This is a genomic window from Qipengyuania sp. CAU 1752 (assembly GCF_054482615.1).
Window position 1 is genome coordinate 214,101 of record NZ_JBTLRE010000001.1, and the last position, 23,467, is coordinate 237,567.

22 protein-coding genes are annotated in these 23,467 nt (G+C 62.5%); 11 read left to right on the top strand and 11 right to left on the bottom strand.

Features of this window, described 5'->3' with window-relative positions; translation table 11 throughout:
- Positions 1 to 2 precede the first annotated feature (2 nt).
- Both ACXYL9_RS00980 and ACXYL9_RS00985 read left to right on the top strand, forming a co-directional pair.
- A complete protein-coding gene (locus ACXYL9_RS00980) occupies positions 3 to 1,070 on the top strand; it encodes a class I SAM-dependent methyltransferase (protein WP_459037722.1) in 1,068 nt (355 codons plus the stop codon).
- A gap of 58 nt (positions 1,071 to 1,128) precedes the next feature.
- Positions 1,129 to 1,560, top strand: a complete 432-nt coding sequence (locus ACXYL9_RS00985; protein ID WP_459037723.1) for a DUF2147 domain-containing protein — start codon at positions 1,129 to 1,131, stop codon at positions 1,558 to 1,560.
- A 9-nt stretch (positions 1,561 to 1,569) separates the two neighbouring features.
- Here ACXYL9_RS00985 and ACXYL9_RS00990 read toward each other — a convergent pair whose 3' ends face one another.
- Genes ACXYL9_RS00990 through ACXYL9_RS01000 form a run of 3 tightly spaced genes read right to left on the bottom strand, consistent with a single transcriptional unit; the run spans position 1,570 to position 5,399 of the window.
- A complete protein-coding gene (locus tag ACXYL9_RS00990; protein WP_459037724.1) occupies positions 1,570 to 3,120 on the bottom strand; it encodes a glycine betaine ABC transporter substrate-binding protein in 1,551 nt (516 codons plus the stop codon).
- On the bottom strand, positions 3,117 to 3,884 hold the full coding sequence (locus tag ACXYL9_RS00995; protein WP_459037725.1) for an ATP-binding cassette domain-containing protein: 768 nt from the start codon (positions 3,882 to 3,884) through the stop codon (positions 3,117 to 3,119). Before ACXYL9_RS00995 ends, ACXYL9_RS00990 begins: the two co-directional genes overlap by 4 nt.
- A gap of 42 nt (positions 3,885 to 3,926) precedes the next feature.
- A complete protein-coding gene (locus ACXYL9_RS01000; RefSeq protein WP_459037726.1) occupies positions 3,927 to 5,399 on the bottom strand; it encodes an HWE histidine kinase domain-containing protein in 1,473 nt (490 codons plus the stop codon).
- A 194-nt stretch (positions 5,400 to 5,593) separates the two neighbouring features.
- On the opposite strand from ACXYL9_RS01000, the gene ACXYL9_RS01005 reads away from it, so the two are divergent.
- The 5 genes from ACXYL9_RS01005 to ACXYL9_RS01025 all read left to right on the top strand — a co-directional run bounded on the left by ACXYL9_RS01005 (position 5,594) and on the right by ACXYL9_RS01025 (position 10,092).
- The gene (locus ACXYL9_RS01005) at positions 5,594 to 6,760 is read left to right on the top strand and encodes an isovaleryl-CoA dehydrogenase (protein ID WP_459037727.1); all 1,167 of its coding nucleotides are present in this window, start codon (positions 5,594 to 5,596) and stop codon (positions 6,758 to 6,760) included.
- Between the two features lie 34 nt (positions 6,761 to 6,794).
- Positions 6,795 to 7,082 (top strand): hypothetical protein, encoded by a 288-nt coding sequence (locus ACXYL9_RS01010; protein ID WP_459037728.1) that lies wholly within the window; start codon positions 6,795 to 6,797, stop codon positions 7,080 to 7,082.
- A complete protein-coding gene (locus tag ACXYL9_RS01015) occupies positions 7,079 to 8,686 on the top strand; it encodes a carboxyl transferase domain-containing protein (RefSeq protein WP_459037729.1) in 1,608 nt (535 codons plus the stop codon). The genes ACXYL9_RS01010 and ACXYL9_RS01015 overlap by 4 nt, the downstream gene beginning before the upstream one ends.
- 70 nt (positions 8,687 to 8,756) lie before the next feature.
- On the top strand, positions 8,757 to 9,296 hold the full coding sequence (locus tag ACXYL9_RS01020) for a hypothetical protein (RefSeq protein WP_459037730.1): 540 nt from the start codon (positions 8,757 to 8,759) through the stop codon (positions 9,294 to 9,296).
- A 136-nt stretch (positions 9,297 to 9,432) separates the two neighbouring features.
- On the top strand, positions 9,433 to 10,092 hold the full coding sequence (locus ACXYL9_RS01025; protein WP_459037731.1) for a lysophospholipid acyltransferase family protein: 660 nt from the start codon (positions 9,433 to 9,435) through the stop codon (positions 10,090 to 10,092).
- A 16-nt stretch (positions 10,093 to 10,108) separates the two neighbouring features.
- Here ACXYL9_RS01025 and ACXYL9_RS01030 read toward each other — a convergent pair whose 3' ends face one another.
- The 5 genes from ACXYL9_RS01030 to gyrB are packed head-to-tail and all read right to left on the bottom strand — an operon-like array spanning position 10,109 to position 16,157.
- The gene (locus ACXYL9_RS01030; RefSeq protein WP_459037732.1) at positions 10,109 to 11,293 is read right to left on the bottom strand and encodes a BaiN/RdsA family NAD(P)/FAD-dependent oxidoreductase; all 1,185 of its coding nucleotides are present in this window, start codon (positions 11,291 to 11,293) and stop codon (positions 10,109 to 10,111) included.
- A 12-nt stretch (positions 11,294 to 11,305) separates the two neighbouring features.
- On the bottom strand, positions 11,306 to 12,427 hold the full coding sequence (locus tag ACXYL9_RS01035; protein WP_459037733.1) for an AI-2E family transporter: 1,122 nt from the start codon (positions 12,425 to 12,427) through the stop codon (positions 11,306 to 11,308).
- Entirely contained in the window at positions 12,424 to 13,185 is a 762-nt protein-coding gene (locus tag ACXYL9_RS01040) for a M50 family metallopeptidase (RefSeq protein ID WP_459037734.1), read from the bottom strand. The genes ACXYL9_RS01035 and ACXYL9_RS01040 overlap by 4 nt, the downstream gene beginning before the upstream one ends.
- A gap of 23 nt (positions 13,186 to 13,208) precedes the next feature.
- Positions 13,209 to 13,598 carry a hypothetical protein gene (locus ACXYL9_RS01045; protein ID WP_459037735.1) on the bottom strand — a complete coding sequence of 130 codons (390 nt, stop codon included), beginning with the start codon at positions 13,596 to 13,598 and terminating at the stop codon, positions 13,209 to 13,211.
- A 6-nt stretch (positions 13,599 to 13,604) separates the two neighbouring features.
- Positions 13,605 to 16,157 (bottom strand): DNA topoisomerase (ATP-hydrolyzing) subunit B, encoded by a 2,553-nt coding sequence (gene gyrB / locus ACXYL9_RS01050; RefSeq protein ID WP_459037736.1) that lies wholly within the window; start codon positions 16,155 to 16,157, stop codon positions 13,605 to 13,607.
- A gap of 179 nt (positions 16,158 to 16,336) precedes the next feature.
- On the opposite strand from gyrB, the gene ACXYL9_RS01055 reads away from it, so the two are divergent.
- The 3 genes from ACXYL9_RS01055 (at position 16,337) to ACXYL9_RS01065 (ending at position 20,742) form a co-directional block, all read left to right on the top strand.
- Positions 16,337 to 17,875, top strand: coding sequence for a class I adenylate-forming enzyme family protein (locus ACXYL9_RS01055; RefSeq protein ID WP_459037737.1), 1,539 nt, complete (start codon positions 16,337 to 16,339; stop codon positions 17,873 to 17,875).
- A 677-nt stretch (positions 17,876 to 18,552) separates the two neighbouring features.
- A complete protein-coding gene (guaA, locus tag ACXYL9_RS01060; protein WP_459037738.1) occupies positions 18,553 to 20,157 on the top strand; it encodes a glutamine-hydrolyzing GMP synthase in 1,605 nt (534 codons plus the stop codon).
- Between the two features lie 129 nt (positions 20,158 to 20,286).
- Positions 20,287 to 20,742, top strand: coding sequence for a CHRD domain-containing protein (locus ACXYL9_RS01065; RefSeq protein WP_459037739.1), 456 nt, complete (start codon positions 20,287 to 20,289; stop codon positions 20,740 to 20,742).
- 104 nt (positions 20,743 to 20,846) lie between these two features.
- Here ACXYL9_RS01065 and ACXYL9_RS01070 read toward each other — a convergent pair whose 3' ends face one another.
- From ACXYL9_RS01070 to ACXYL9_RS01080, 3 genes are all read right to left on the bottom strand, one after another.
- Entirely contained in the window at positions 20,847 to 21,398 is a 552-nt protein-coding gene (locus ACXYL9_RS01070; RefSeq protein WP_459037740.1) for a DUF924 family protein, read from the bottom strand.
- 22 nt (positions 21,399 to 21,420) lie between these two features.
- On the bottom strand, positions 21,421 to 21,858 hold the full coding sequence (locus ACXYL9_RS01075) for a hypothetical protein (RefSeq protein WP_459037741.1): 438 nt from the start codon (positions 21,856 to 21,858) through the stop codon (positions 21,421 to 21,423).
- 98 nt (positions 21,859 to 21,956) lie between these two features.
- Positions 21,957 to 22,217: a zinc-finger domain-containing protein gene (locus tag ACXYL9_RS01080; RefSeq protein WP_459037742.1), complete on the bottom strand. Its 261-nt coding sequence runs from the start codon at positions 22,215 to 22,217 to the stop codon at positions 21,957 to 21,959.
- Positions 22,218 to 22,327: 110 nt separating this feature from the next.
- Here ACXYL9_RS01080 and ACXYL9_RS01085 point away from each other — a divergent pair, with 110 nt between their 5' ends.
- Positions 22,328 to 23,263, top strand: coding sequence for an ABC transporter ATP-binding protein (locus tag ACXYL9_RS01085; protein WP_459037743.1), 936 nt, complete (start codon positions 22,328 to 22,330; stop codon positions 23,261 to 23,263).
- Positions 23,264 to 23,467 lie beyond the last annotated feature (204 nt).

Below are 23,467 nucleotides of genomic sequence, written 5' to 3' on the forward strand. Positions count from 1 at the left end.
CGATGCCGAGCGAGGGGGCCAGCGAAGATCTCGGGGCGATATTCCGGCGCCTGATCCGCAACACCGGACCAATCTCGTTGACCCAGTTCATGGGCGAGAGCAACGCGCGCTATTACGCCTCGCGCGATCCGCTAGGCACAGACGGGGACTTCGTGACCGCGCCTGAAATAAGCCAGATGTTCGGCGAGCTCATCGGGCTGTGGGCGGCAGACATGTGGATCCAGGCCGGGCGCGACGATTACGTCCAGTTTGTCGAACTGGGACCGGGCCGGGGCACGCTGGCCAAGGATGTCCTTCGCGCCGGAGCGAAATATGGCTTCACCCCGCAGGTCCATTTCGTCGAAAGCTCCACCACGCTACGGCAGGAACAGGCCAAGGCGGTGCCGCAAGCGCAGTGGCACCATGATCTCTCGACCCTGCCGACTGACGTGCCGCTGGTGTTCGTGGCCAATGAATTCCTGGATGCGCTGCCGGTGCGGCAACTGGTCAAAGCCACGCCAGGGTGGCGCGAGCGCAAGGTCGGGCTGGACGGAGAGGCTTTCGTGTTCGTCGCTGGTGAGCAGCCGATGGACGCGGCGGTTCCGGCAGACTGGCTGGATGCGCCCGAAGGCACAATCCTCGAAACCTGTCCCGGCGCTGCAGCGACGGTTTACGAAGTGGCCGGGCGGTTGACCCACCAGGGCGGCACCGCGCTGTTCATCGACTATGGCCACACCGAACTCAAGGCAGGTTCCACGTTGCAAGCCGTGCGGGCGCATAAGAAAATCGATCCTTTCGAGGCGCCCGGCGAAGCCGACCTCACGGCGCTGGTCGAGTTTGAAACCCTGGCACGCATCGCCCAGTCGCGCGACGCGCGGCACGTCGGAACGGTCGAGCAGGGCGCCTGGCTCAGGGCGTTGGGGATTGAGGCGCGGGCCGAGGCACTGGCCGCCAGGGCACCGCATTACGCCCGCGAAATTCATGAAGCGATGCAGCGGCTTGTCGCAACTGACCAGATGGGCAGACTGTTCAAGGTCATGGGACTGGCCGGCCATGGTTGGCCTGGCGGCGCAGGCTTCACCGGCGATTAATCGCTCCGCCCGCACCCATTAAGCGCGCTAGTGCGTTGAAGGACGACAGGAGATATCCATGCGCCCAATAGCCACCTTTGCCGCTGCACTTGCCGCCACCGCCTCTTTCGTGGCCGCGACGCCCGCAGCAGCAGCTGACCCGATTGCGGGGCGCTGGGTCACGCCGGAGAAGGATGCCGTGATCACGATTGATCTATGCGGCACAGATTATTGCGGACGCTTGAGCAAGTATCTCGTCATTCCCGACGATGGCGTGAACCAGAAAGACGTCAACAATCCCAATCCTAGGCTGCGCCAGCGCAAGCTGCTCGGCAGTTCCTTGCTGACCGGGTTGAACGAGGACGGCGATTTGTGGCGCGGCACCATCTACGACCCGCGCAATGGCAAGAGCTATCGCTCGGTCGTGCGCCGCAAGAGTACGAACGTGCTGGAGGTCAAGGGGTGTATTGGTCCGTTCTGCCAGACCCAGATCTGGCGCAAGGTCGGCTAGGGGGCGGAGCTAGGGTTCGAGGCCGATCCGGCGGGCGATCATCGCAGCAGCTTCGCGCGGACTTTTCTTTTCGCCATCGGTCCGGTCGACAGACAAATTGGCCTCGCGCATCAGTTCGACATCGATCGCGCCGAGCAGCGGTTCGAGCGCAGACAGAAGCGGGGTATCGCTCGCCCGTCCGGGCGCGATCATGATCAAGGCATCGTAACTGGGGAGTGCACCTTTGGGATCATCCAGAATGCGGATATTGTCAGCCACGATCCGACCGTCGGAAGTATAGGCGCTGATGACGTCGGCTTCGCCGGACTTGAGCGCGTTATACATGAAGGTCGGCGAGAAGTTGCGCTGGCGGGCGAAGCGCAGGCCATAGGCATCGCGCACCGCCTCCCATTCGGGCCGTTCGAACCATTCGGGATCGCCGCCGGTGACCAGGCGCGGCGCCGCTGACGCGAGGTGGGTAATGCTGGCGATGCCCAGCTCGCGCGCGCGGTCCTCGCGCATCCCCAACCCATAGGCATTTTCGAAGCCGAGCTTGCCGAGCACCAGCGTGCCGGTCTGCTCGGCCTCCCAGTCCTTGATCGCGCGGTACATTTCCTCGCGCCCGGGATTGTCGCTGCGGCCGAGATTATTGGTCCAGATGGTGCCGGTGTAATCGATCGAGATATCGATCGCCCCGGTGCTGACGGCGTTGTGAACCACCGCCGAGCCGAGCCCGTCGCGGTATCTGACCCTGTATCCGGCCTTCTCCAGCTGTCCGCCGATCAGCCGGGCGAGGATATATTGCTCCGAGAAAGACTTGGCGGCGATGGTGATCGTATCGTCATCATCGCCGCCACCTCCATAAAGCGTCCAGGCCGAGACCAGTATGCCGAGCGCCGCCACCGCTGCCCCGCCCCACACCAGCACGCGCCGACGCTGCCCAAACCCACGCTCGATTGCACCCAGCAGCGCATCGGCGACCAGTGCGAGGGCTGCCGAGGCAAGACATCCTGCCAGCACCAGCGACCAATTCTGCGTCTGCAGGCCCGCGAAAATCGGATCGCCAAGGCTCGGCTGGCCGATGGTGGTCGACAGCGTTGCCGCGCCGATGGTCCACACCGCCGCCGTGCGGATGCCTGCCATCACATATGGTGCGGCAAGGGGAGCCTCGACCATCCGCAGCTTCTGCCACGCGCTCATCCCGACCGCGTCGGCAGCCTCGAGCACGCCCGCCTCCATATTGTCGCGCGCAGTAACGGCGTTGCGCAGGATCGGCAGCAGGGCATAGAGGGCGAGTGCCAGCAGCGACGGCAGGAAACCGAGCGTCGGCAGCCCTTCTCCGAATACCGCGCGCAAGCTCAGAAGGATCGGGAAGAACAGCGCCAGCAACGCCAATGCAGGAATGGTCTGGACAAGGCTGGCAAAGCCCAGCGCTGCGCGTTGAACCGTTGAATTGCGGCTCGCCCACACTGCGAGCGGCAAGGCCACGAGAATACCGAGAGCGATGGCGCTGGCCGCCAGCAGCACATGGGCGGCGAGCTTGTCACCAAGGCCCAACATGATCTGCCAGATCGCGCTCACTTTTCCAGCTCCGCCAGCGCTTCGGCCTGCGCCCGGGGCACCGCGACCAGGCCCTGCGCGATCTCTCCGCCAGCACCGGCCAGCAGGGCGCGCGGCGTTTCGTCGGCGACGATCTTCCCGCTATCCATCACCAGCACACGATCCGCCAGCAGCATCGCCTCGGCCATGTCGTGGGTAACCATCACCGTGGTCAGCCCGAGGCTGCGATGCAGTTCGCGCACACGCTGGCCGAGTGCGTCGCGGGTGATCGGGTCGAGCGCCCCGAACGGCTCGTCCATCAGCAACAGGTGCGGATCCCCGGCCAGCGCGCGGGCGACACCGATGCGCTGGCGCTGCCCGCCCGAAAGTTCGTCGGGCATCCGATCTTGGTAGGAGGCATCGAGATCGACGAGTTGGAGCAACTCGGCAATGCGAGACTGGCTCAGCGCCTCGCCAGCCAGCCGCGAGCCAATGGCAATGTTTTCGGCCACGCGCATATGCGGGAACAGGCCGATCGACTGGAAGACATAGCCGATCCGGCGGCGCAAGGCGGGCAATGGCAATGTTGCCACGTTGCTACCCTCGAACAGGACCTTGCCGGATGTCGGTTCGACGAGGCGATTGACCGTCTTGAGCAGGGTCGACTTCCCGGATCCCGATGCTCCGACCAGCGCGACGAAACTGCTGGCGGCAATCTCCAGCGAGACGCAGTCGACCGCTACGAGTTCACCATAGGACTTGCTGACGCTGTCGAAGGTCAGTGCCGGAACAGGATCTTGAGCCATCGCGCGCGAGCCTAGGGCTGCCACGCCGCAAACGGAAGAGCGCTAGTTTTCCAGTGAAGTGGCAGGGATCACCATATGCACGCGCAGTCCGTCTTCGGCCCATTCCTGCTCGATCGTTCCGTTGAGCTGAGATTGCACGCTCAGTTGCAGTAGGCGCGAGCCGTAACCCGAAGAAGTAGGCTTGCTAACGGCCGGTCCACCACTTTCAATCCAGTCGACGCGGATCGATGTTCCGGTGGTTTCGAGCTTCACGTCGATGCGCCCGTTTGCCAGGCTGAGCGCTCCGTATTTGGCCGAATTGGTGGCAAGCTCGTGAAAAACCAGGGCCATCGGAGTCGCCGAGTGGAAGCCGATCTTCACGGTATCACCACTGACGTGGACCTGGCGCTCGTCGTTCGAACCATAGGGGGCGGTAAGGATGTCGAGCAGCGCGCGGAGGCTGTCGCCCTTCTTGGCACGCAGGGGCATGACGAAATCCTGTGCGCGCCCAAGGGCGCGGATCGTATCTTCCAGCTCCTCGGCATAAGACTTCACTTCCGGCTTGCCGCGACTGCGCAGTTTTACCAGCCCGGCAATGACCGAGAAAATGTTCTTGATGCGATGCGCAAGCTCGTTGGCGAGCATTTCCTGCCGCTCGGCTTCGCGGTAGGTATCGTCGATATCGGTGACCGTGCCGAACCAATGCGCCCGCTCCGGATCGTCGTTAGACGGCACGGCGCGCGACAGCACCCAGCGCCAGGTCCCGTCGGTCTGTCGCAAGCGCCATTGATCCTCGTGATCCTTGCACTGTTCGACCGCCTCTTTGAATTTCGCCAGGCTCGCATCCCAATCATCGGGATGGAATGCGGCCTGCCAGTCCTGTGTACTGCGCGGCTCTTCCAGGCCCGTCACTTCTCGCCAGCGCGCATTGAACTGGTCGAACACCAGCCCCGGTTTGGCCGACCAGGCAATGTCGGGGACACTATCGATGATAGAGCGCAACCGGCGGTTCGACCGCATCAACTTGCGCTCGCTGCGCTGGTCCTGCCGACGAGCCTCGAGGCGCCGCATCACTGCCGTCGCCAGAACTATCAATCCCTGCTCTTGCGTCTTGCTAAGACCTTCAGGGCGCACCTTGCCGTCAATGATGCAGAGCGAGCCCATCGGCGCGCCTTCAAGGCTGACGAGAGGGGCGCCGGCGTAGAAGCGTATATGCGGCTCGCCGGTAACCAGCGGATTGGTGGCAAAACTGGGATGGGTGGTGGCATCGTTGACCACAAAGATCTTGTCGCCCAGCATGGCGTGGGCGCAAAAGCTGTACTCGCGCGGGGTCTCGAGAACAGTCAGGCCGCGCCGAGCCAAGAACCGCTGCCGCTCTTTCTCGACCACCGACACCAGTGCAATCGGCGCATCGCACAGCGTAGCAGCAAAGCGCGCGATCTCGTTGAGCTCGGGGTCATCCTGCAAGCCATCGACGCCGAATCCGCTGAGCACGCGCAAACGCTCGCCATCCTCGCACAGTTCGGGTGCAGGCAACTTGCCATGGGGCCAATGAGGTGGAGATGCATCGTTCACTGAAAGGGGAGTCCAGTCACTTATGTCGCGAAATACCCCAACATATCGGCAATCGTTTGGCAAGCTGCCCCCGCTGTCGAACGACGATTTCACTTGCAACCGGTTTGCGCCGCCCGTGCAGCTTGCTATGCGCGCCAGCAAGGAGACGATGACCGATGCGAGCCACCCCCCAGTTCGACTTCCAGCTTGGCGAAGCCGCCGAGATGATTCGCGAGAGCACCGCACGCTTCGCTGATGAGCAGATCGCGCCGCTGGCCGAAAAGGTCGACCGCGAAGACTGGTTCCCGCGAGAGCTGTGGCGGCAGATGGGAGATCTCGGCCTGCATGGCATCACTGTCGAGGAGGAGCATGGCGGACTGGGGCTCGGCTACCTCGAACACGTCATCGCGGTTGAAGAAGTGAGCCGGGCGAGCGCTTCGGTCGGTCTGTCCTACGGCGCACATTCGAACCTGTGCCTCAACCAGATCCGCCGTTGGGGCAATGACGAACAGAAGGCCAAGTACCTGCCCGGCCTGATTTCTGGCGAGCATGTCGGCAGCCTCGCCATGAGTGAGGCGGGCGCCGGCTCTGACGTCGTTTCGATGAAATTGAAGGCCGAGAGCGTCCAGGGCGGCTACGTGCTCAACGGCACCAAGTTCTGGATCACCAACGCCACCGAAGCCGATACGCTGGTCGTCTATGCCAAGACCGACCCAGAACAAGGCAGTCGCGGCATTACCGCCTTCCTCATCGAAAAGGACATGCCCGGATTCTCAATAGGGCAGAAGATCCAGAAGGTCGGCATGCGCGGTTCGCCCACCGCAGAGCTGGTGTTCGACGATTGCGAAGTTCCCGAGAAAAACGTGATGGGTCCGCTGCATGGCGGGGTCGGCGTTTTGATGAGCGGGCTCGATTACGAGCGCGTGGTCCTGTCGGGCCTGCAACTGGGCATCATGCAGGCCTGCCTGGATACCGTCATTCCCTATCTGCGCGAGCGCAAGCAGTTCGGCAAACCCATCGGCAGCTTCCAGCTTATGCAGGCCAAGGTGGCCGACATGTATGTCGCACTGCAATCCGCGCGGGCTTATACTTATGCCGTCGCCAAGGCCTGCGACGCGGGTAATACAACCCGCTTTGACGCCGCAGGTGCGATCCTGCTGGCAAGCGAGAATGCCTTCCGTGTCGCCGCCGAAAGCGTCCAGGCGCTGGGCGGTGCCGGCTATACGCTCGACTGGCCGGTTGAGCGTTATATGCGCGATGCCAAGCTGCTGGATATCGGGGCCGGGACAAACGAGATCCGGCGAATGCTGATCGGCCGCGAGCTGATCGGGGCGGCGGGGTAATCTGCGCGATGCGCTGGCACAGGGGAATTGCGCGATGAGCGAAACGCTGCTCGACATCTTCCAATGGTATGGCGCGGCCGCCGGCTTGCTTGCCGCTTTCATCGTCTCGCTCAACCTTGGCACACGGCCGACCGGCTGGGCCTTTGTGATCTTCGTCACCAGTTCCATCGCGCTGATTGCCTGGGGATTCCTCAATGACGAGGGCTCCGGGATCGGCTGGCAGAACGTTGGACTGCTGGTGATCAACGTTATCGGCGTCTATCGCTACCTGCTCGCCAAGCCCCGCCAAACGGGCAAGACCGACCAACCGGAGCCCGCATGACCGCACCCGTCCTCACCTCGACGCTCGACCGCGAAAGCCCGGAAGCGCGCGCACGCTTTGACCACAATCAGGCGCTGGCCGAAGATTTGCGCGCCCGCGTAAAACAGACCTCGCTCGGCGGCTCCGAAAAACACCGGGAGCGCCATGTGTCGCGCGGCAAGCTGTTGCCGCGCGAGCGGGTCGAACGGCTGCTCGATCCCGGCAGTCCTTTCCTCGAGATCGGCCAGCTTGCTGCCAACGACCTGTATGGAGGTGATATCGCCGGGGCCGGCCTGATCGCCGGGGTCGGCCGGGTGTCCGGTCGCCAAGTGATGATCGTGTGCAACGATGCCACCGTGAAGGGTGGCACCTACTATCCGATGACGGTCAAGAAGCACTTGCGCGCGCAGGAAATCGCGCAGGAAAATCGGCTGCCCTGCATCTATCTCGTCGACAGCGGCGGAGCCAATTTGCCGCACCAGGCCGAGGTGTTTCCCGACCGCGATCATTTCGGGCGCATCTTCTTCAATCAGGCCAATATGAGCGCGATGGGAATCCCGCAGATCGCCTGCGTGATGGGCAGCTGTACCGCGGGCGGTGCCTATGTTCCGGCCATGAGCGACGAAACGGTCATCGTCCGTAACCAGGGCACGATCTTCCTCGCCGGACCGCCGCTGGTGAAAGCCGCGACAGGAGAGGAAATCACTGCCGAGGATCTTGGCGGCGGCGATCTCCACGCGAAAAAATCGGGCGTGGTCGACCATCTGGCCGAGAATGACGAGCACGCGCTGACCATCGTGCGCGATATTGTCAGCCATCTGGGCGAGAACACGGGCGCGGCAGCGGAAATTGCCATTCGCGAACCGAGCCCTCCCAAATTCGATGCCGACGATCTCTATGCGCTCGTCCCCGACGACGTTCGCGCACCCTATGACGTGCACGAAGTTATCGCCCGGCTGGTCGACGGATCCGAGTTCCACGAGTTCAAGCAGCATTTCGGCAGCACGCTGGTGTGCGGCTTCGCCCATATCTGGGGGATGCCGGTGGCGATCCTTGCCAACAATGGCGTGCTGTTCTCCGAAAGCGCGCAAAAGGGTGCGCATTTCATCGAGCTGGCCTGCCAGCGGCGCATCCCGCTGCTGTTCCTGCAGAACATTTCGGGCTTCATGGTCGGCGGCAAATACGAGGCCGAAGGTATCGCCAAGCACGGGGCAAAGTTGGTGACTGCGGTCGCGACCGCCACCGTTCCCAAGGTCACCGTGGTCATCGGCGGCAGCTTCGGGGCCGGCAATTATGGCATGTGCGGGCGCGCCTATGGCCCGCGCTTCCTGTTTACCTGGCCCAATGCGAGGATCAGCGTAATGGGTGGCGAACAGGCCGCCAGCGTGCTCGCCACGGTCCACCGCGATGCGGACAAATGGGACGAACGTGAGGCCGAGGCCTTCAAGGCTCCGATCCGCCAGAAATACGAGGACGAGGGCAATCCCTATTATGCCACTTCGCGGCTATGGGATGACGGGGTCATCGACCCGGTCCAGACCCGCGATGTCCTCGGCCTTGCCTTCGCCGCAGCGCTCGAAGCGCCAATCCCCGAGAGGCCGCAATTCGGCGTTTTCCGAATGTAATCGGCGCCATGTGGAAACATTTGGTTGGCCAGCGCGTTGCCCCTCCATCCCTACACCAGGAGGAAACGCAATGAGATTACCGATGATTTTTGCCGCCGCAGCGCCGCTGGCTCTGCTGGCCGCATGTGGTGACGATGTCGAGAACGTCGACGCTGCAGCCGCCGATACCGCAAACGTTGTCGCGGCCGATGACGTGGACGCTGCGAACACCGACGACAGCGAGTCGACCGCCGCTACCAAACTGGACGAAGCCAAGGACGCTTCGGGCACCTACACCGTTACCGATGCTGACGGAACGAGCCGCCGCATCACCCTCGACACCTCGGCGGGTACTTACGAATACAAGACCGACACGGGTGAGACCAAGACCGGCAGCTACACCCGGGCCGACGATGGCTATCGCTTCATCATCAACGATTACAATGGCCGGATCGGATATTTCGCCTTCTCTAACGGCGATCTCGTCCGCCTTCCCGTTGATGCGACGCTCAGTCCCGACGACAAGGGCGAAGTCGTCGTGTCGGGCGAACGCTACCGCCGTGACGACAAACCGTTCACGCGCGAACCCGAACTGGGAAGCCCGGTGGCTCCGCAGGACCTCAATAACTGACGCATCGTTCGGGTAAGAACAGCAGCAATGCAACGAGGGGCGGCTTGGCAAGGGCCGCCCCCTTTTTGCGCCGCTATGACCCGTCAATTGCTTCGCTTTTCCGTCCAGCGCTGCTAGGCGCGTGGAAGGAGAGGAAATGACGAACGAGCCGCCCCATAATCATCGGCGCAAACCCAATTTGCTGTCGCGGATTGTGCGCCGGATCATCATCGGCATCTATCGCCTCAAGGGGTGGAAGATCGAAGGCGACCTGCCACGTGGGCTGAAGAAGTTCGTGATCGCCGGTGCGCCGCACACTTCCAACTGGGATTTCGTGTTCTTTATCGGTGCAACCGAAGCCCAGGGCATCCACCCCAGCTTCATGGGCAAGCACACTTTGTTCCAGGGCTTCATGCGCAATTTCATGCTCGACATGGGCGGGATTCCGATCGACCGGACCAAACGCGCCAATGCCGTCGAGCAAGTGGCTGAGGAGTTCGCCCGCCGTGATGAGCTGGCGCTGGTGATCGCTGCAGAAGGCACCCGGTCAACCGACGGAAGCTGGAAATCGGGCTTTTATAACATCGCCATGGCTGCCGGTGTGCCGATCGTCGCCGCATGGGTATGCAATGAACGCCGCGCACTGGGTTTTAGCGAGCCGATAATGCCGAGCGGAAATTACGGCGAGGACCTCGGCAGGATCGCCGCCTTCCTGCGCTCCAATATGCCAGATTACGAGCGCTACAAGGTACTGGAGAAACAGGCCAAACAGATCCGGGAAACAACTTTGAATGAGGGCACAGCCGGAACCGATTGATGCTGGTGGGCCTTGGTCAAAGGTCCTGCGCGCAGGCCCAGGCGCTCGCCCAAGCCCATTGGAAATTATAGCCACCTAGCCAGCCGGTCACATCGACCGCTTCGCCGATTGCGTACAGTCCCGGCACCTTGTTCGCCGCCAACGTCTGGCTCGACAATTCTGCCGTGCTGATGCCGCCGGCAGTCACTTCGGCCTTGGCAAATCCCTCGCTGCCATTGGGATGGAACTGCCAACGCGCCAGCCGGTCCTGCGCACGGCGCAGCGCCTTGTCGGCGGCGCCCTGTAGCGGTCCCGGCAAACCCACCCGGTCGGCCAGCGCCGCCGCCAGTCGCTCGGGCATGTTTTCGCGTAGCACTCCGGCCAGGGTCGCATTGGGCGTGGCTTGCTTGCGCGCAATCAGCCAGTCGCCTTTTTCGACGGGGCAAAAGTTGATCCAGATCGCTTCACCCGGTTTCCAATAGCTTGATACCTGCAAGATTACCGGACCGGAAAGCCCACGGTGGGTCAGCAGCGCCGCCTCGGCGAAGCGCGCCTTGCCCGCACCCGCCACAACGTCCGTTGCCACGCCCGAAAGTTCGCGGAACAATACGTCCTCCCCGCCCAGCGTCAGCGGCACCAGCGCTGGTCGCGGCTCTACGATCTTGAGCCCAAACTGGCGCGCCAGACGATAAGCAAAATCTGTCGCCCCCATCTTGGGGATCGAGGGGCCGCCGGTGGCAATAACCAACCGGTCAGCAGTGTGGGCCGTACCGGAGGCCATCGCGGCGAAACGGCCGTCATCGCGCACCACCTCAGTCACGTCTTGTCCGGTGAGGATAGTGACCTCGCCGCCAACTTCGCGGGCCTTCTCGCATTCATCGAGCAGCATCTGCACGATCTGCTGGGCCGAACCGTCGCAGAACAATTGGCCGAGCGTTTTCTCGTGCCAGTCGATGCCATGGCGATCGACAAGAGCAACGAAATCACGCGCCGTGTAACGACGCAGAGCGGACTTGGCGAAATGCGGATTGGCCGAGAGGTAATTATCCGGCCCGGCCCCGATATTGGTGAAATTGCAGCGTCCACCGCCCGAGATCAGGATTTTCTTGCCGACTTTCTCCGCGCGCTCCAGCACCAGCACCCGCCGCCCGCGCTGCCCGGCGATTGCAGCGCAAAACAGCCCTGCCGCCCCACCGCCGAGGATGATTGCATCATATGCCATGCGCCAACCCGGTCAGCTTTTGTCGTCGGCTGGGATATCGCCTGCCGGGATGCCGCGCTGTTCGGCCAGGACCGACCAGCCGGCGATGAACAATCCCGCGAGCAATGGGCCGAGCACTATCCCCGACAGGCCGACCACGCCGATCCCGCCCAGGGTCGTCACCAACACGACCCAATCGGGGATGCCGGTATCGCGACCGACCAGGATCGGCCGTAACGCATTGTCGGCCACGCCGATCACTGCCACGCCGGAAATAATGACCACCACGCCTTGCCAGATCGCTCCGGTCGCCAGCAGCCAGACTGCGGCGGGGGCCCAGACGATGGCTGGACCCACTGCTGGCAACAGCGAGAATATGCCCATCAGCACACCGAACAAGGCCACCGAGGGCATCCCCACGATCCAAAAGGTAATCGCTCCGAGCGCGCCCTGCACGAGCGCCACCACGCCCGAACCCTTCACGGTCGCGCGCACCACAGCGAGAAACTGCGTGGCCAGCTTGTCGGCGATGCTCCGCTCGATCGGGAGCGCGCGGACGATGGCTGCGCCGGTGCGGCGCCCGTCGCGCAGCAGGAAGAACGTAGCGTAAAGTCCGACGCCAAAGGCAAGGAACCAAGCCAGCGCGCCACCACCGATGGCAACCGCTTGCTGGGCGATCAAACCAGCACTCTGCGTCGCCAGTTCCTGCAACCGCGCCTGGACCAGCGTATAATCGCCCAGTCCTTCGTTCTGGAGAGAGTCGCGGATCCGCTCCGGCAAGGCGTTGAAGATTTCTGCAAACCAGTTGGCGACATCGATATCGCCATCGCGAAAGGCGACAAAGACGCGCGCAGCCTGCCCAATCACGATTGATCCGATCCACAAGGCCGGGATCAGGATTACGACGGTTATGATCAGCAAAGTCGCGAACGCGCTGCTGCTCGGGCTGCGTGGATTGCGGTCATGAATCCAGCGATAAAGTGGCTGGAACATGATCGCCGCCAGCGCCGCCCACATTACCGGGACGATAAATGGCCAGGCGACCCAAGCCAGGGCAATTGAAACAAGCGCCAGGAACAGCAGGAAGCCGAGCCTTTCGACATCGCTTCCTAGCGGAGTAGCGGGCGGGGGCGAGCCCGATGGCGGTGGAGTCATCGTCGCGAAATCCGTGCTTGCCAGTTGGTGGGAATACGCTTCTCGGAAAGCGCATAGCGCAGGCTGGCCCCTATCATCAGCGCTGCAAGGCCAATGATCAAGCCCGCCCACAGCCAATGCGGCAAAAGCAGGTAGGCTTCGATAGCTCCGGTATCGGACAATTGTTCGCGGCCGGCAATCACAGCGCCCTCCACCATCAGGTAATCCCACTGCTGGAACATGCTCAGGGCCGCCTGCAAGCCGAGAAACTGAAGGGCGAATCGCTCGAGAGCCGGCGAGCCGCGGGTGGCGATCACAATGAGCAGGAGCGCGATACCGGGCAAGACGATCCAGCCCAGCAATGAACGGACCCAGATCGTGGTCGACAACGCGATGACCGCGGCGAGCGTGTAGAGCGCGGGCTTCCACAATTTCTCGTGCGGGGATGCGAGGATCAGCGCCGAACCGACCAGCGCTGGCCCCATCGGCCCCGAGGCGGCGACGACGGCATGGGCAAACCGGCCTGCGCTTTCGGGGAAGCTATATTGCGCGAAACCCGAACCGTCTGGCAGCAGCACTAGGCGTTCGAAATCGAAGCCCATGGCCATCGCGGCCAGGCCGTGCCCCATCTCGTGGAACCAGGTCGACAGGATCATGAAAGGATAGAGCACAAAATTGCCGAAAGGCACGAATGGCAGAATCAGCAACGCGCCCGCCGCCAGGGCGAGGTAGCGGATATGCTCCTGCCGCGAATGGATGGCCAAGGCGCTCGACGACATCAGGACAGGTTCCCTCTTGGACGTTACAAGGTGATATAGGTGAGCAACACAGCGAACGCCAGCGTGGGAAACGCGATCAGCCGATATCCACCGCGCGGGATCCGGTGAGCCCACCAAACTGCGTAGGCATTGTGCCAACGGCGCGGCAGCGCCAAGATCACCAGAGAGCTGACGAGCAGAAACCATCCGCCCACCTCCAGAGCTTGCGGCGCTTTGGAGAGCGGCGCACGTCCGATCATCGCGATACCGACCACGGCCCGGGGGATATGTTCACCCAAATGGATGGCCCAGCTGCTGCCCATCGCCGCCAGCCCTTGCTGGGCACGCTCGGGCCAAAACAGGCAGATCAGGCCAACAATACCGAGCCATGCGACCGCCAGCAGGATCACCAACAAGGCGACGCCGGCGATCACCGGCGATCAGACGTCGAGATTGGCGACGTTAAGAGCATTGTCCTGAATAAACTCGCGCCGCGGTTCGACCACGTCGCCCATCAGCCGGGTGAATATCTCGTCGGTGACGTCGGCATCCTCGACCTTGACCTGCAGCAGCACGCGGTGATCGGGATCGAGCGTGGTTTCCCACAATTGCTCGGCATTCATCTCGCCCAGACCCTTGTAGCGCGCGATCGACAGGCCTTTCCGGCCCGCCGCCATCACCGCGTCGAGCAGCTGGGTCGGGCGGGTAATGGCGTTATCGTCGGCAAAGGAAGGGACCTCTGCCTCGGCATCATCATCGCCCTCGGAGGTCGCACCGGAGCTATCTGCGCCAGTCTTCACCAGCCTCGCGGCTGTCTCGTAACTGCCAGCTTCCTCTCCGGCGACCCGGTGCAGCTTGCGTGCCTCGGCGCTTTCGAGGAATTTAGGCTCGATGACATGGGCGTCGGTCACTCCGCGCCAGACGCGCTCGAACGCGATGCCGCCATCATCGGTTCGCCGCGCGCTCCAGCGTGCTTCGGGATCACCCATCTGCAATCGTGCCGCCGCCGCCTCGAGCGATTGCGATGAAGCCAAGTTCTGTGGATCGAACACGCCTGCCAGTGCCATCACTTCGATGATATCAGTGTTGTACTTGCGCGGCGCGTAAGCGATCAGATTGCGGACCCGCAGCCCGTGTTCCACCATCGCTTCGAGGTCGGCACCGCTGCGCTGCGAACTGACGGAGTCGAGGACGCGACCCTGCAGACCGGCGTCGATCAGGTAGCGATCGAGTTCGCGCGCGTCCTTAAGATAAACTTCGCTGCGACCTTTCGATACCTTGTAGAGCGGCGGCTGGGCGATGAACAGATGCCCGGCCTTGACGATTTCCGGCATCTGCCGGTGGAAGAAGGTCAGCAGCAGCGTGCGGATATGTGCGCCGTCGACATCGGCGTCGGTCATGATGACGATCTTGTGATAGCGCAGCTTGTCGAGGTTGAATTCGTCGCGCAGACCCGTGCCCATCGCCTGGATCAGTGTGCCGACTTCCTTGGACGAGATGATCCGATCGAACCGGGCGCGCTCGACGTTGAGGATCTTGCCCTTGAGCGGCAGGATCGCCTGTGTCTTGCGGTCACGGCCCTGCTTGGCGCTGCCGCCAGCGGAATCGCCTTCGACCAGGAACAACTCCGACTTGGCCGGATCGCGTTCCTGGCAGTCGGCCAGCTTGCCCGGCAGGCTGGCGACACTCATCGCGCCCTTGCGGCTCATTTCGCGGGCCCTTCGGGCCGCCTCGCGGGCAGCGGCAGCGTCGATGACCTTCTGGATGATCGACTTCGCATCGCCGGGATTTTCTTCGAGCCACTCGCCCATTTTCTCGCCCATCAGGCTTTCGAGCGGCTGTCGCACTTCGGAACTGACCAGCTTTTCCTTGGTCTGGCTGCCGAACTTGGGATCGGGTAGCTTGACCGAGACGATCGCGGTCAGGCCTTCGCGCATGTCCTCGCCCGACAGGCTGACCTTTTCCTTCTTCATCAGGCCCGAGCTCTGGGCGTAATTGTTGAGCGTGCGGGTCAGCGCGGCGCGAAACGCGGCAAGATGTGTACCGCCATCGCGCTGCGGGATGTTGTTGGTGAAGGTGAGGACGTTCTCGTAATAACTATCGTTCCACTGCAGCGCAACATCGATGCCGATACCGTCCTTCTCAGCCGAGACCGAGATCGGCTCGGCCACCAGCGGCTGCTTGTTGCGGTCGAGATACTTGACGAAGGCGGCGATCCCGCCCTCGTAATACATGTCATGCTCGCGCACGTCCTCATGGCGAAGGTCGCGCAACAGGATGCGCACGCCTGAATTGAGGAAAGCCAGCTCGCGATAGCGATGCTCGAGCTTCTCGAAATCAAATTCCAGGATGTTCTTGAAGGTATTTTCGCTGGCCTTGAAGGTGACCCGCGTGCCCTTCTTCAACCCGTCCTCGTCGCCATTGCTCGTCACCGGCGGCGCGTCGCCGCGCACTTCGAGCGGATTGACGGCCACGCCGAGTTCGAAGCGCATCCAGTGCTCCTTGCCGTCGCGCCAGATAACCAGTTCGAGCCATTCCGACAGGGCGTTGACCACCGAGACGCCAACCCCGTGGAGGCCGCCGGAAACCTTGTAAGCATTGTCGTCGGAGGTATTCTCGAATTTCCCGCCGGCATGGAGCTGGGTCATGATGACCTCGGCCGCGGAAACGCCTTCGCCCTTGTGCATGCCCACGGGGATGCCGCGTCCGTTATCCTCGACCGAGACCGATCCATCGGGGTTGAGTTCGATCAGGACCAGGTCGCAATGACCGGCCAGTGCCTCGTCGATAGCATTGTCGGATACCTCGAACACCATGTGGTGCAGGCCCGAACCATCGTCGGTATCGCCAATATACATGCCCGGGCGTTTGCGCACCGCGTCGAGGCCTTTGAGAACCTTGATCGAATCGGCACCATATTCGCCGTTCTGACGCTGTTTTTCGGGGGGCTGGCTGGCGTTGCCGCCGCCATTTTCAGAAGTGTTCTCGTCCATGCCCACGATATAGGCGCGAAGAGGGCATTTCCCAAGGTTTGAGAGCCCGGTGAGGCGCTTTGTCCACGACTTGGCCCAACCCGTGCTGCAGAGGGTGTTGTTGCGCGCAGCTGCTGGTCAAAGCCATCCCGTGATTCTAGTCTCCCAGCGACGTCCTCATTTACCGGAGCCAGCCAGCCATGCTCGAAATCCTGCAACAGCCGTTTGGCTCGTTTCCTGCAGCTCTGTCCGGCTGGGCGAGGCTGCAACCGCAAGCGATCGCGATGCGCGACGACGCCGGTGAACTGAGCTGGGCCGAATTGGACGACAAGGTCGAGCGCTTGGCAGCCAGACTATTAGACACTGGTCTCGAGCGCGGACAATCGGTCGCCATCCTCGGCACCTCGAGCATCGGCTACGCGCTCGTATTCCTTGCTGCGGTCCGAGCCGGTGGTGTGGCTGCGCCACTCACCACCAGCGCCAGCCGATTGCAACTGGAAGGCATGGGGCGCGATTCGGGGGCTCGCCACCTGTTCATCGATGCCACCAAGAGTGCTGAACTGGGCGCAGATTTCCTTCGCGATCTTGACCATGTGGCGCTGGAGGAAATCGACAGCTGGATGGCGCCCGAAGGCACCGAGGCCCCGGCATTTGACCCCGCGCCGCAGGATGAATTCAATATCATCTATTCGAGCGGGACCACCGGTGTGCCCAAGGGCATCGTCCATTCGCACCAGATGCGCTGGCGGCAATTTGCCTCGACTGCGCTGTCTTATCGTGAAGCCGAACTCGACGTCCGTGCGCTCGCATCGACGCCGCTCTATTCGAACACAACGATGGTCGCCTTTCTCGCGCCGCTGCTGGCCGGCGGGATGGTGCGGATCATGGGCAAGTTCGACGCCGCCAAATGGCTTGAACAGGCCCAGGTTGATCGCACCAATGTGACCATGCTGGTGCCGGTGCAATATCAGCGCCTGATGGCTGAGCCAAGCTTCGACACTTTCGACCTTTCGTCGCTGAAGCTTAAATACTGCACCTCGGCACCGTTCTCCGCCGAGCTCAAACGCGAGGTTCTCCAACGGATGCCAGGCGGGTTGATCGAGATCTATTCGATGACCGAAGGAGGGGTCGTTTGCCTGCTGGCGGCGCACGAATTCCCCGACAAGCTGCACACGGTTGGACGTCCAGCTCCCGGCAGCGAACTCAGGGTCCTCGACGACAACGACCAGCCGGTGGCAGCGGGAACTCCCGGCAATCTGGTAGGGCGTTCGCAAACCATGATGGCCGGCTATAAGAACCGTCCCGAGCAGACCCGTGAAGTCTATTGGACCGATCCGCAGACCGGCGAAGTCTGGCAGCGGATGGGAGATATCGGCCGGGTCGATGGAGACGGCTTTGTCGAGTTGGTCGGGCGGGCCAAGGACATGATCATCTCCGGTGGTTTCAACATCTACCCCAGCGATCTGGAGGCGGCGCTCGAGGCCGAGCCAAGGGTGGCGGAGGCCGCCGTCATCGGGATACCCAGCGAGAAATGGGGAGAGACCCCGCTAGGGTTCGTCCGACTGGAAGATGGGGTGGCCGAAGCGGAGGTCCCCGATATCCTGAACGCGGTCAATGCGCAGCTTGGCAAGACGCAGCGGCTTTCAGCCCTCCACCGTGTCGAGCAGTTGCCTCGCAGTCATATCGGCAAACTGCTAAAGACCGAACTGCGCGAGCGGGCCGCGCAACTGGCACACTAGCAATCTGGCGAAAACGGGGTGGCAGGAGCGACGAACCGGTCGGGGGGGTATCATTCGGCCCCTCGCCCCTGCTGCGGCTGGATCGGATAATCGATCAGTCGCCACCGGGGTTCGACGCGGATGCTCTCACGGTTACAGGGGCAGCGGCAGGCTTCGACCGGCGATATCTCAGAAAGGTGCCGCGAGATGCATGCCGCCGGGGGATTGGGAGAGGAGTGGCGGCCGCATCTCGCGGCTTTATCGATCGTGGCCTTGCGCTCTTGAGAGCGGCAATGGTTTCAATCGCAAGGCTGTCGCTTGGCGATCCAGCCTCATTATCAATCAGGAGCAAAGCGGGCCTGAGCGCGCTGGCTGCCTGTGATGAGAACCGGGGGCGAACACATCGTTCGGGGGGGGAGAGAGGAGGGGTCCGCCGCCCGGCTTGACGATTAAATAGGGAAACCCGGGTTCGCGCGAAAGTGACAAAAGCCGGATTGGTGTTGCACAAAGCGCAACAGTCAGGCTGATTTTACCCGTTTTTCTTGCTTTCTTTCGCACAGATGAACGGGGCTTCGGCTGGTCCCAGACAAAAAGGATATAGCGGCCCGCGCCAAAGCCAAACGCTTTGCGACGTGTTCGAGGCTGCGCCAACAGCAGCAACTGGACAGTCCACTGGCGGCAGCCTACCGCACCGCGCCATGGACGAAACACACCTCCCCGATTCCATTCTGGTCGTCGATTTCGGTAGCCAGGTGACCCAGCTCATCGCCCGCCGCGTTCGCGAAGCCGGCGTCTATTGCGAGATCGCCCCGTTCACCCTCGCCGAAGACGCCTTCGACCGGCTGAAGCCCAAGGGCATCATCCTGTCCGGCAGCCCGGCCAGCGTCTGCGACGAAGGCAGCCCTCGCGCTCCGCAAGTGCTGTTCGACAGCGGCCTGCCGATCCTCGGCATCTGCTATGGTCAGCAGGTCATGACCCAGCAGCTTGGCGGTGAAGTGCGCCCGGGGCACGAAGGCAGCCACGGTATCGACGGACTGGGCGAAGGATTTCGTGGCGGCGAATTCGGCCGCGCTTTCCTGACCGTGACCGAGAATTGCAGCCTGTTCGACGGATTGTGGGCCATCAACGAGCGCCACCAGGTGTGGATGAGCCATGGCGACCGGGTGACCAAATTTGCCCCCGGTTTCGAAATCGTCGCCACCAGTGACGGCGCGCCTTTCGCGGTGATCGCCGACGAGTCCCGCAAGTATTACGGCACCCAGTTCCATCCCGAGGTCTTTCATACTCCGGACGGCGCCCGGCTGCTGGCCAATTTCGTGCGCCATGTCTGCGGACTGGCCGGCGACTGGACCATGGCTGCCTATCGCGACACCAAGATTGCCGAAATCCGCGAACAGGTGGGCGACGGCAAGGTCATCTGCGGCCTGTCTGGCGGGGTCGACAGCTCGGTCGCCGCGATCCTCATCCACGAGGCCATTGGCGAGCAGCTGACCTGCGTTTTCGTCGACCATGGCCTGTTGCGGCAGAACGAGCGCGAGCAGGTCGAGACCATGTTCCGCGACCACTACAATATCCCGCTCATCACGGTCGATGCCGAAGAGCTGTTCATGGATGGCCTTGCCGGTGTCACTGACCCGGAAGCCAAGCGCAAGTTCATCGGCAAGACCTTCATCGACGTGTTCGATGCCGAGGCCAAGGCCATCGGCGGGGCCGATTTCCTCGCCCAAGGCACGCTCTACCCCGACGTGATCGAAAGCGTTTCCTTCACCGGCGGGCCGAGCGTCACGATTAAGAGCCACCACAATGTCGGCGGCTTGCCCGAGCGGATGAAGATGAAGCTGGTTGAGCCCTTGCGCGAGCTGTTCAAGGACGAGGTCCGCGAGCTCGGTCGCGAGCTTGGCCTGCCCGACATGTTCGTCGGCCGCCACCCCTTCCCCGGCCCAGGCCTTGCGATTCGTATCCCCGGCGAGGTCACGCGCGAACGGTGCGATATCCTGCGCAAGGCCGATGCGATCTATCTCGAGGAAATTCGCAAGGCCGGACTCTACGATGCCATCTGGCAGGCCTTCGCCGTACTGCTGCCGGTCCGCACCGTTGGCGTAATGGGCGATGCGCGCACCTATGACAGTGTGTGCGGATTGCGCGCGGTTACCAGCACCGATGGGATGACTGCCGATGTCTATCCCTTCGACGCCGGATTCCTGACCAATGTCGCCACCCGCATCGTCAACGAAGTGCAGGGCATCAACCGCGTGGTCTACGATTATACCAGCAAGCCGCCGGGAACGATCGAGTGGGAATGATAAGTAGCTAACCTGGCTCTAAATTCGAGACCGCCGGTAATCTCGTCCCTCAGGGAACGCGTGCACCTCCCCGGCCGTTGCAGCGGACATGGGTGGGTTTTTACGACGAACCCCTGAGGAGAAAAAAACATGACCAAGGCACATCTCATCGCGCTGGGGGCGGCATCATCGTTGGCGCTGGCCGGTTGCGCCACGCTGGAGGAAGGTTTTGCAGAGGAAACCGGCGATACCTATTACGCCACGCTAACCGGCGCGGCCGAAGTCGGCGGCGGCGACACCGATGGCTACGGCGAAGCCGAGATTACGGTTGCCGACGAATTCGGCCAGATCTGCTGGGACCTCAACAAGATCAGTGGCATCGGGCCGATCACTGCAGCGCATGTCCACATGGGCGCTGCCGGGACCAATGGTCCGCCCGTCTTTACCCTGCGCCCTGCCAGGGAGGGCGGCTACAAGGGTTGCACCGACGGCAGCGAGTGGAAGCAAAACCGCATCGAGGACAATCCGCGCATGTTCTATGTGAATGTGCACACGGCCGAATTCCCCAATGGTGCCATTCGCGGACAACTCAACGAGGACGAGTAGGCTTCGAGCGCCCCGGCCAGCGAGGGCCGGGGCATTAAATGACCAACCGCGTCGGACGAGGCCCGGACTTTGCCTTGGGCAGATCGCGCCGTTTTGAAAGCCGGCTACCAACTGAAGCCGGCATCAATCGCCCGCTGCTCGGCCGGTGTGGTTTCACGGCCAAGCACGCTGTTGCGATGGGGAAAGCGCCCGAACCGCGCGATCATGCGATGGTGGTTGCGAGCAAAAGACAGCGCTCCGGGCACATGGCGGCCAAAAATGGCGACGCAGCGCGCCTGGTCGCCCACATCTTCGCTGTGCATCAGTGGCATGGCGAGGAATTGCACTTGCTTCGCGCCTAGAGCGCGATGCCAACCCGCGTTGAGCGACCGGCGGCAAATTTCCTGCGCCAGCAAATCGCTAGCGAAGGCGCGCGGGTCGTTGCGGAACATGTTGCGCGGGACCTGATCAAACAACAGGATTGCAGCGCGGGCCAATTCAGGCGAGGCGAGAAACTCCCCCGCCGGTCGATGACGCAGGCCATGCCATTCGCGCGCAAACCGCTGAGTAAGCATGGCGTCGACCTGATCGGAGCCACGAAACCAGTCTGCCGGTCCCAGCCTGCGGAACCAGATATGCAGCATTTCAGCAGCCCATGGCCGCGCCGTCAGCGCCATCGGCTCCCCGAAATCAGTAGAATCAGGAATCGCTCTCCGGCAGGCGATAGGGAATGAAGTCCGACAGGAACACGTTGCCGGTGTAGAAACCGCTCAGCGGGTCCATCGTGGTGACGATGTCGGAACGACATATCTGCGAACCGAAGCGGCGGAATACCAGCGTATCGCGATCATCGAGCGATTGCGGGTTGCGGGTGTAATTCACCCACATCGTGCGGCCGATGCGATAGACGATGGCGGTGTCGTCGATGACGTGGAAACTGCGGACCGGGCGGTCGCGAATGCAGCTTTCGGGTTCGCCGGCAACGCGGCCATCGAGCAGCTTGGCGAGCTTCTCTTCGCCCTTGGTCATCGCGACACCCTCTGGGTCACCCGCGTCGTCGGCTTGCGCCGGCATGGCTGTGAAGGCGGCCAGGGCAATGGCCGCTGGGGTGATGGCGGATAGCAATGTCTTGGTCATGACGCTTCTCCTAGGTGCAGGCACTATAGCATATTCGCCTGAACCGTGGCTGACGTTACAACACCCGCACGGTTCGGCGGGACCGCGAACTTTTGCAATCACCGGTGGCCGGGATCGGCCCCTTCGGAGATGTCGGGCAGTTGTGCCTGGTCAACACCGTCGGCCGGCCCGCCTTCGAGCACGAAGCGGCGGTCGCAATATCCGCAATCGACATAACCATGCTCGTCGATTTCCAGATAGATGCGCGGATGGCCGAGTGCCGCCGGGCGGTAATTGACACCAGTGCGAATATCGCTGGCGCCGTCACAGCTGACGCGGCGGGTGGGAACCTTGATCACTTCGGGCGGTGGGACGTTCATGCAACGGCCGATAATCCGTTTTTACCGCCGCCTCAAGCATTCGGACACGACCCACGCATGATAACGGCCAATATTGCCAGTCTCGCCGGCAAGCCTTAGTGGCTTCGCCCATGACCCAACCCCCCGCCATTTCCATCCGCGATCTCCGCAAGACCTATGCCGGGGCCAAGGGAGAGCCGGGTAAAGAGGCATTGAAGGGGGTCAGCTTTGACGTGCCGCAGGGCGGCGTGTTCGGGCTGCTCGGACCCAATGGGGCTGGAAAATCGACGCTGATCAACATTCTTGCCGGACTGGTCACCAAAAGCGGTGGCGAGGCGGAGGTTTGGGGTTTTGACATCGACACCAACCCGCGCAATGCCAAACGCTCGATCGGCATCGTACCGCAGGAAATCGTCTTCGATCCGTTCTTTACGCCTTACGAAGTGCTGGAAAACCAGGGCGGCTTCTACGGCGTTCCGCGAGCCGAGCGCCGCAGCGATGAACTGCTCGAGGCAGTCCGGCTGGCCGACAAGCGCGACGCCTATGCCCGCACGCTTTCGGGAGGGATGAAGCGACGCCTGCTGATTGCCAAGGCCATGGTCCATTCCCCGCCCATCCTGGTGCTCGACGAACCGACTGCCGGGGTCGATGTCGAACTGCGTCGGCAATTGTGGGAACTGGTCAGCGAACTCAATGCCCAGGGCGTTACCATCGTGCTGACGACGCACTACCTCGAGGAAGCCGAGCAATTGTGCGATCGGATAGCCATCATCAACCACGGCGAATTGATCGCCAACATGCCGACGCAGGAGATGATCGGCATGGCGCGCGAAAAGATCGTCAGGGTCACCGTCGATAAAGACCTGGCCGGGCCGATGATCGAACAAGGCTTCGTCAAGGCCGACGTCGTCGAGCCGCGCACGCTCGAGATCACCTATAATCGCGATGCCACCAGCGCCGGGCAGGTGCTTGCACGGATCCAGGAACATGGTTACGCGATCGAGGATGTCACCACCCGCGAAGCCGATCTGGAGGAAGTGTTTGTCCAGCTCACCGGAGCGGGTTAAGCCAGCCGCCCGACGCAATGTTGATCCTGAACATGACTCATGGCCCGCTTCCGTAGCAGGCTAATTGTGCAGTTCTGTATCGGCTGGTGCGCCCCGAGCTAGGCTAGCGCGGCCATGACCCGAGCCCTGCATCGTGCAACGGCGGCACAACCCAGTGACCTGGCGCTTCCTGTTCGACCGCTTGCCTGCAATTGCGGCATCGGC

What these genes read in the sequence shown, in the direction of transcription:
- ACXYL9_RS01065 (WP_459037739.1), top strand. Translation starts at nt 20,287, where the DNA reads ATGACCAAGGCACATCTCATCGCGCTGGGGGCGGCATCATCGTTGGCG.
- guaA (WP_459037738.1), top strand. Translation starts at nt 18,553, where the DNA reads ATGGACGAAACACACCTCCCCGATTCCATTCTGGTCGTCGATTTCGGT.
- ACXYL9_RS01070 (WP_459037740.1), bottom strand. Translation starts at nt 21,398, where the DNA reads ATGGCGCTGACGGCGCGGCCATGGGCTGCTGAAATGCTGCATATCTGG.
- ACXYL9_RS01020 (WP_459037730.1), top strand. Translation starts at nt 8,757, where the DNA reads ATGAGATTACCGATGATTTTTGCCGCCGCAGCGCCGCTGGCTCTGCTG.
- ACXYL9_RS01085 (WP_459037743.1), top strand. Translation starts at nt 22,328, where the DNA reads ATGACCCAACCCCCCGCCATTTCCATCCGCGATCTCCGCAAGACCTAT.
- ACXYL9_RS01075 (WP_459037741.1), bottom strand. Translation starts at nt 21,858, where the DNA reads ATGACCAAGACATTGCTATCCGCCATCACCCCAGCGGCCATTGCCCTG.
- ACXYL9_RS01030 (WP_459037732.1), bottom strand. Translation starts at nt 11,293, where the DNA reads ATGGCATATGATGCAATCATCCTCGGCGGTGGGGCGGCAGGGCTGTTT.
- ACXYL9_RS00980 (WP_459037722.1), top strand. Translation starts at nt 3, where the DNA reads ATGCCGAGCGAGGGGGCCAGCGAAGATCTCGGGGCGATATTCCGGCGC.
- ACXYL9_RS01055 (WP_459037737.1), top strand. Translation starts at nt 16,337, where the DNA reads ATGCTCGAAATCCTGCAACAGCCGTTTGGCTCGTTTCCTGCAGCTCTG.
- ACXYL9_RS01080 (WP_459037742.1), bottom strand. Translation starts at nt 22,217, where the DNA reads ATGAACGTCCCACCGCCCGAAGTGATCAAGGTTCCCACCCGCCGCGTC.
- ACXYL9_RS01025 (WP_459037731.1), top strand. Translation starts at nt 9,433, where the DNA reads ATGACGAACGAGCCGCCCCATAATCATCGGCGCAAACCCAATTTGCTG.
- ACXYL9_RS01035 (WP_459037733.1), bottom strand. Translation starts at nt 12,427, where the DNA reads ATGACTCCACCGCCATCGGGCTCGCCCCCGCCCGCTACTCCGCTAGGA.
- ACXYL9_RS01010 (WP_459037728.1), top strand. Translation starts at nt 6,795, where the DNA reads ATGAGCGAAACGCTGCTCGACATCTTCCAATGGTATGGCGCGGCCGCC.
- ACXYL9_RS01040 (WP_459037734.1), bottom strand. Translation starts at nt 13,185, where the DNA reads ATGTCGTCGAGCGCCTTGGCCATCCATTCGCGGCAGGAGCATATCCGC.
- ACXYL9_RS00995 (WP_459037725.1), bottom strand. Translation starts at nt 3,884, where the DNA reads ATGGCTCAAGATCCTGTTCCGGCACTGACCTTCGACAGCGTCAGCAAG.
- gyrB (WP_459037736.1), bottom strand. Translation starts at nt 16,157, where the DNA reads ATGGACGAGAACACTTCTGAAAATGGCGGCGGCAACGCCAGCCAGCCC.
- ACXYL9_RS00985 (WP_459037723.1), top strand. Translation starts at nt 1,129, where the DNA reads ATGCGCCCAATAGCCACCTTTGCCGCTGCACTTGCCGCCACCGCCTCT.
- ACXYL9_RS01005 (WP_459037727.1), top strand. Translation starts at nt 5,594, where the DNA reads ATGCGAGCCACCCCCCAGTTCGACTTCCAGCTTGGCGAAGCCGCCGAG.
- ACXYL9_RS01015 (WP_459037729.1), top strand. Translation starts at nt 7,079, where the DNA reads ATGACCGCACCCGTCCTCACCTCGACGCTCGACCGCGAAAGCCCGGAA.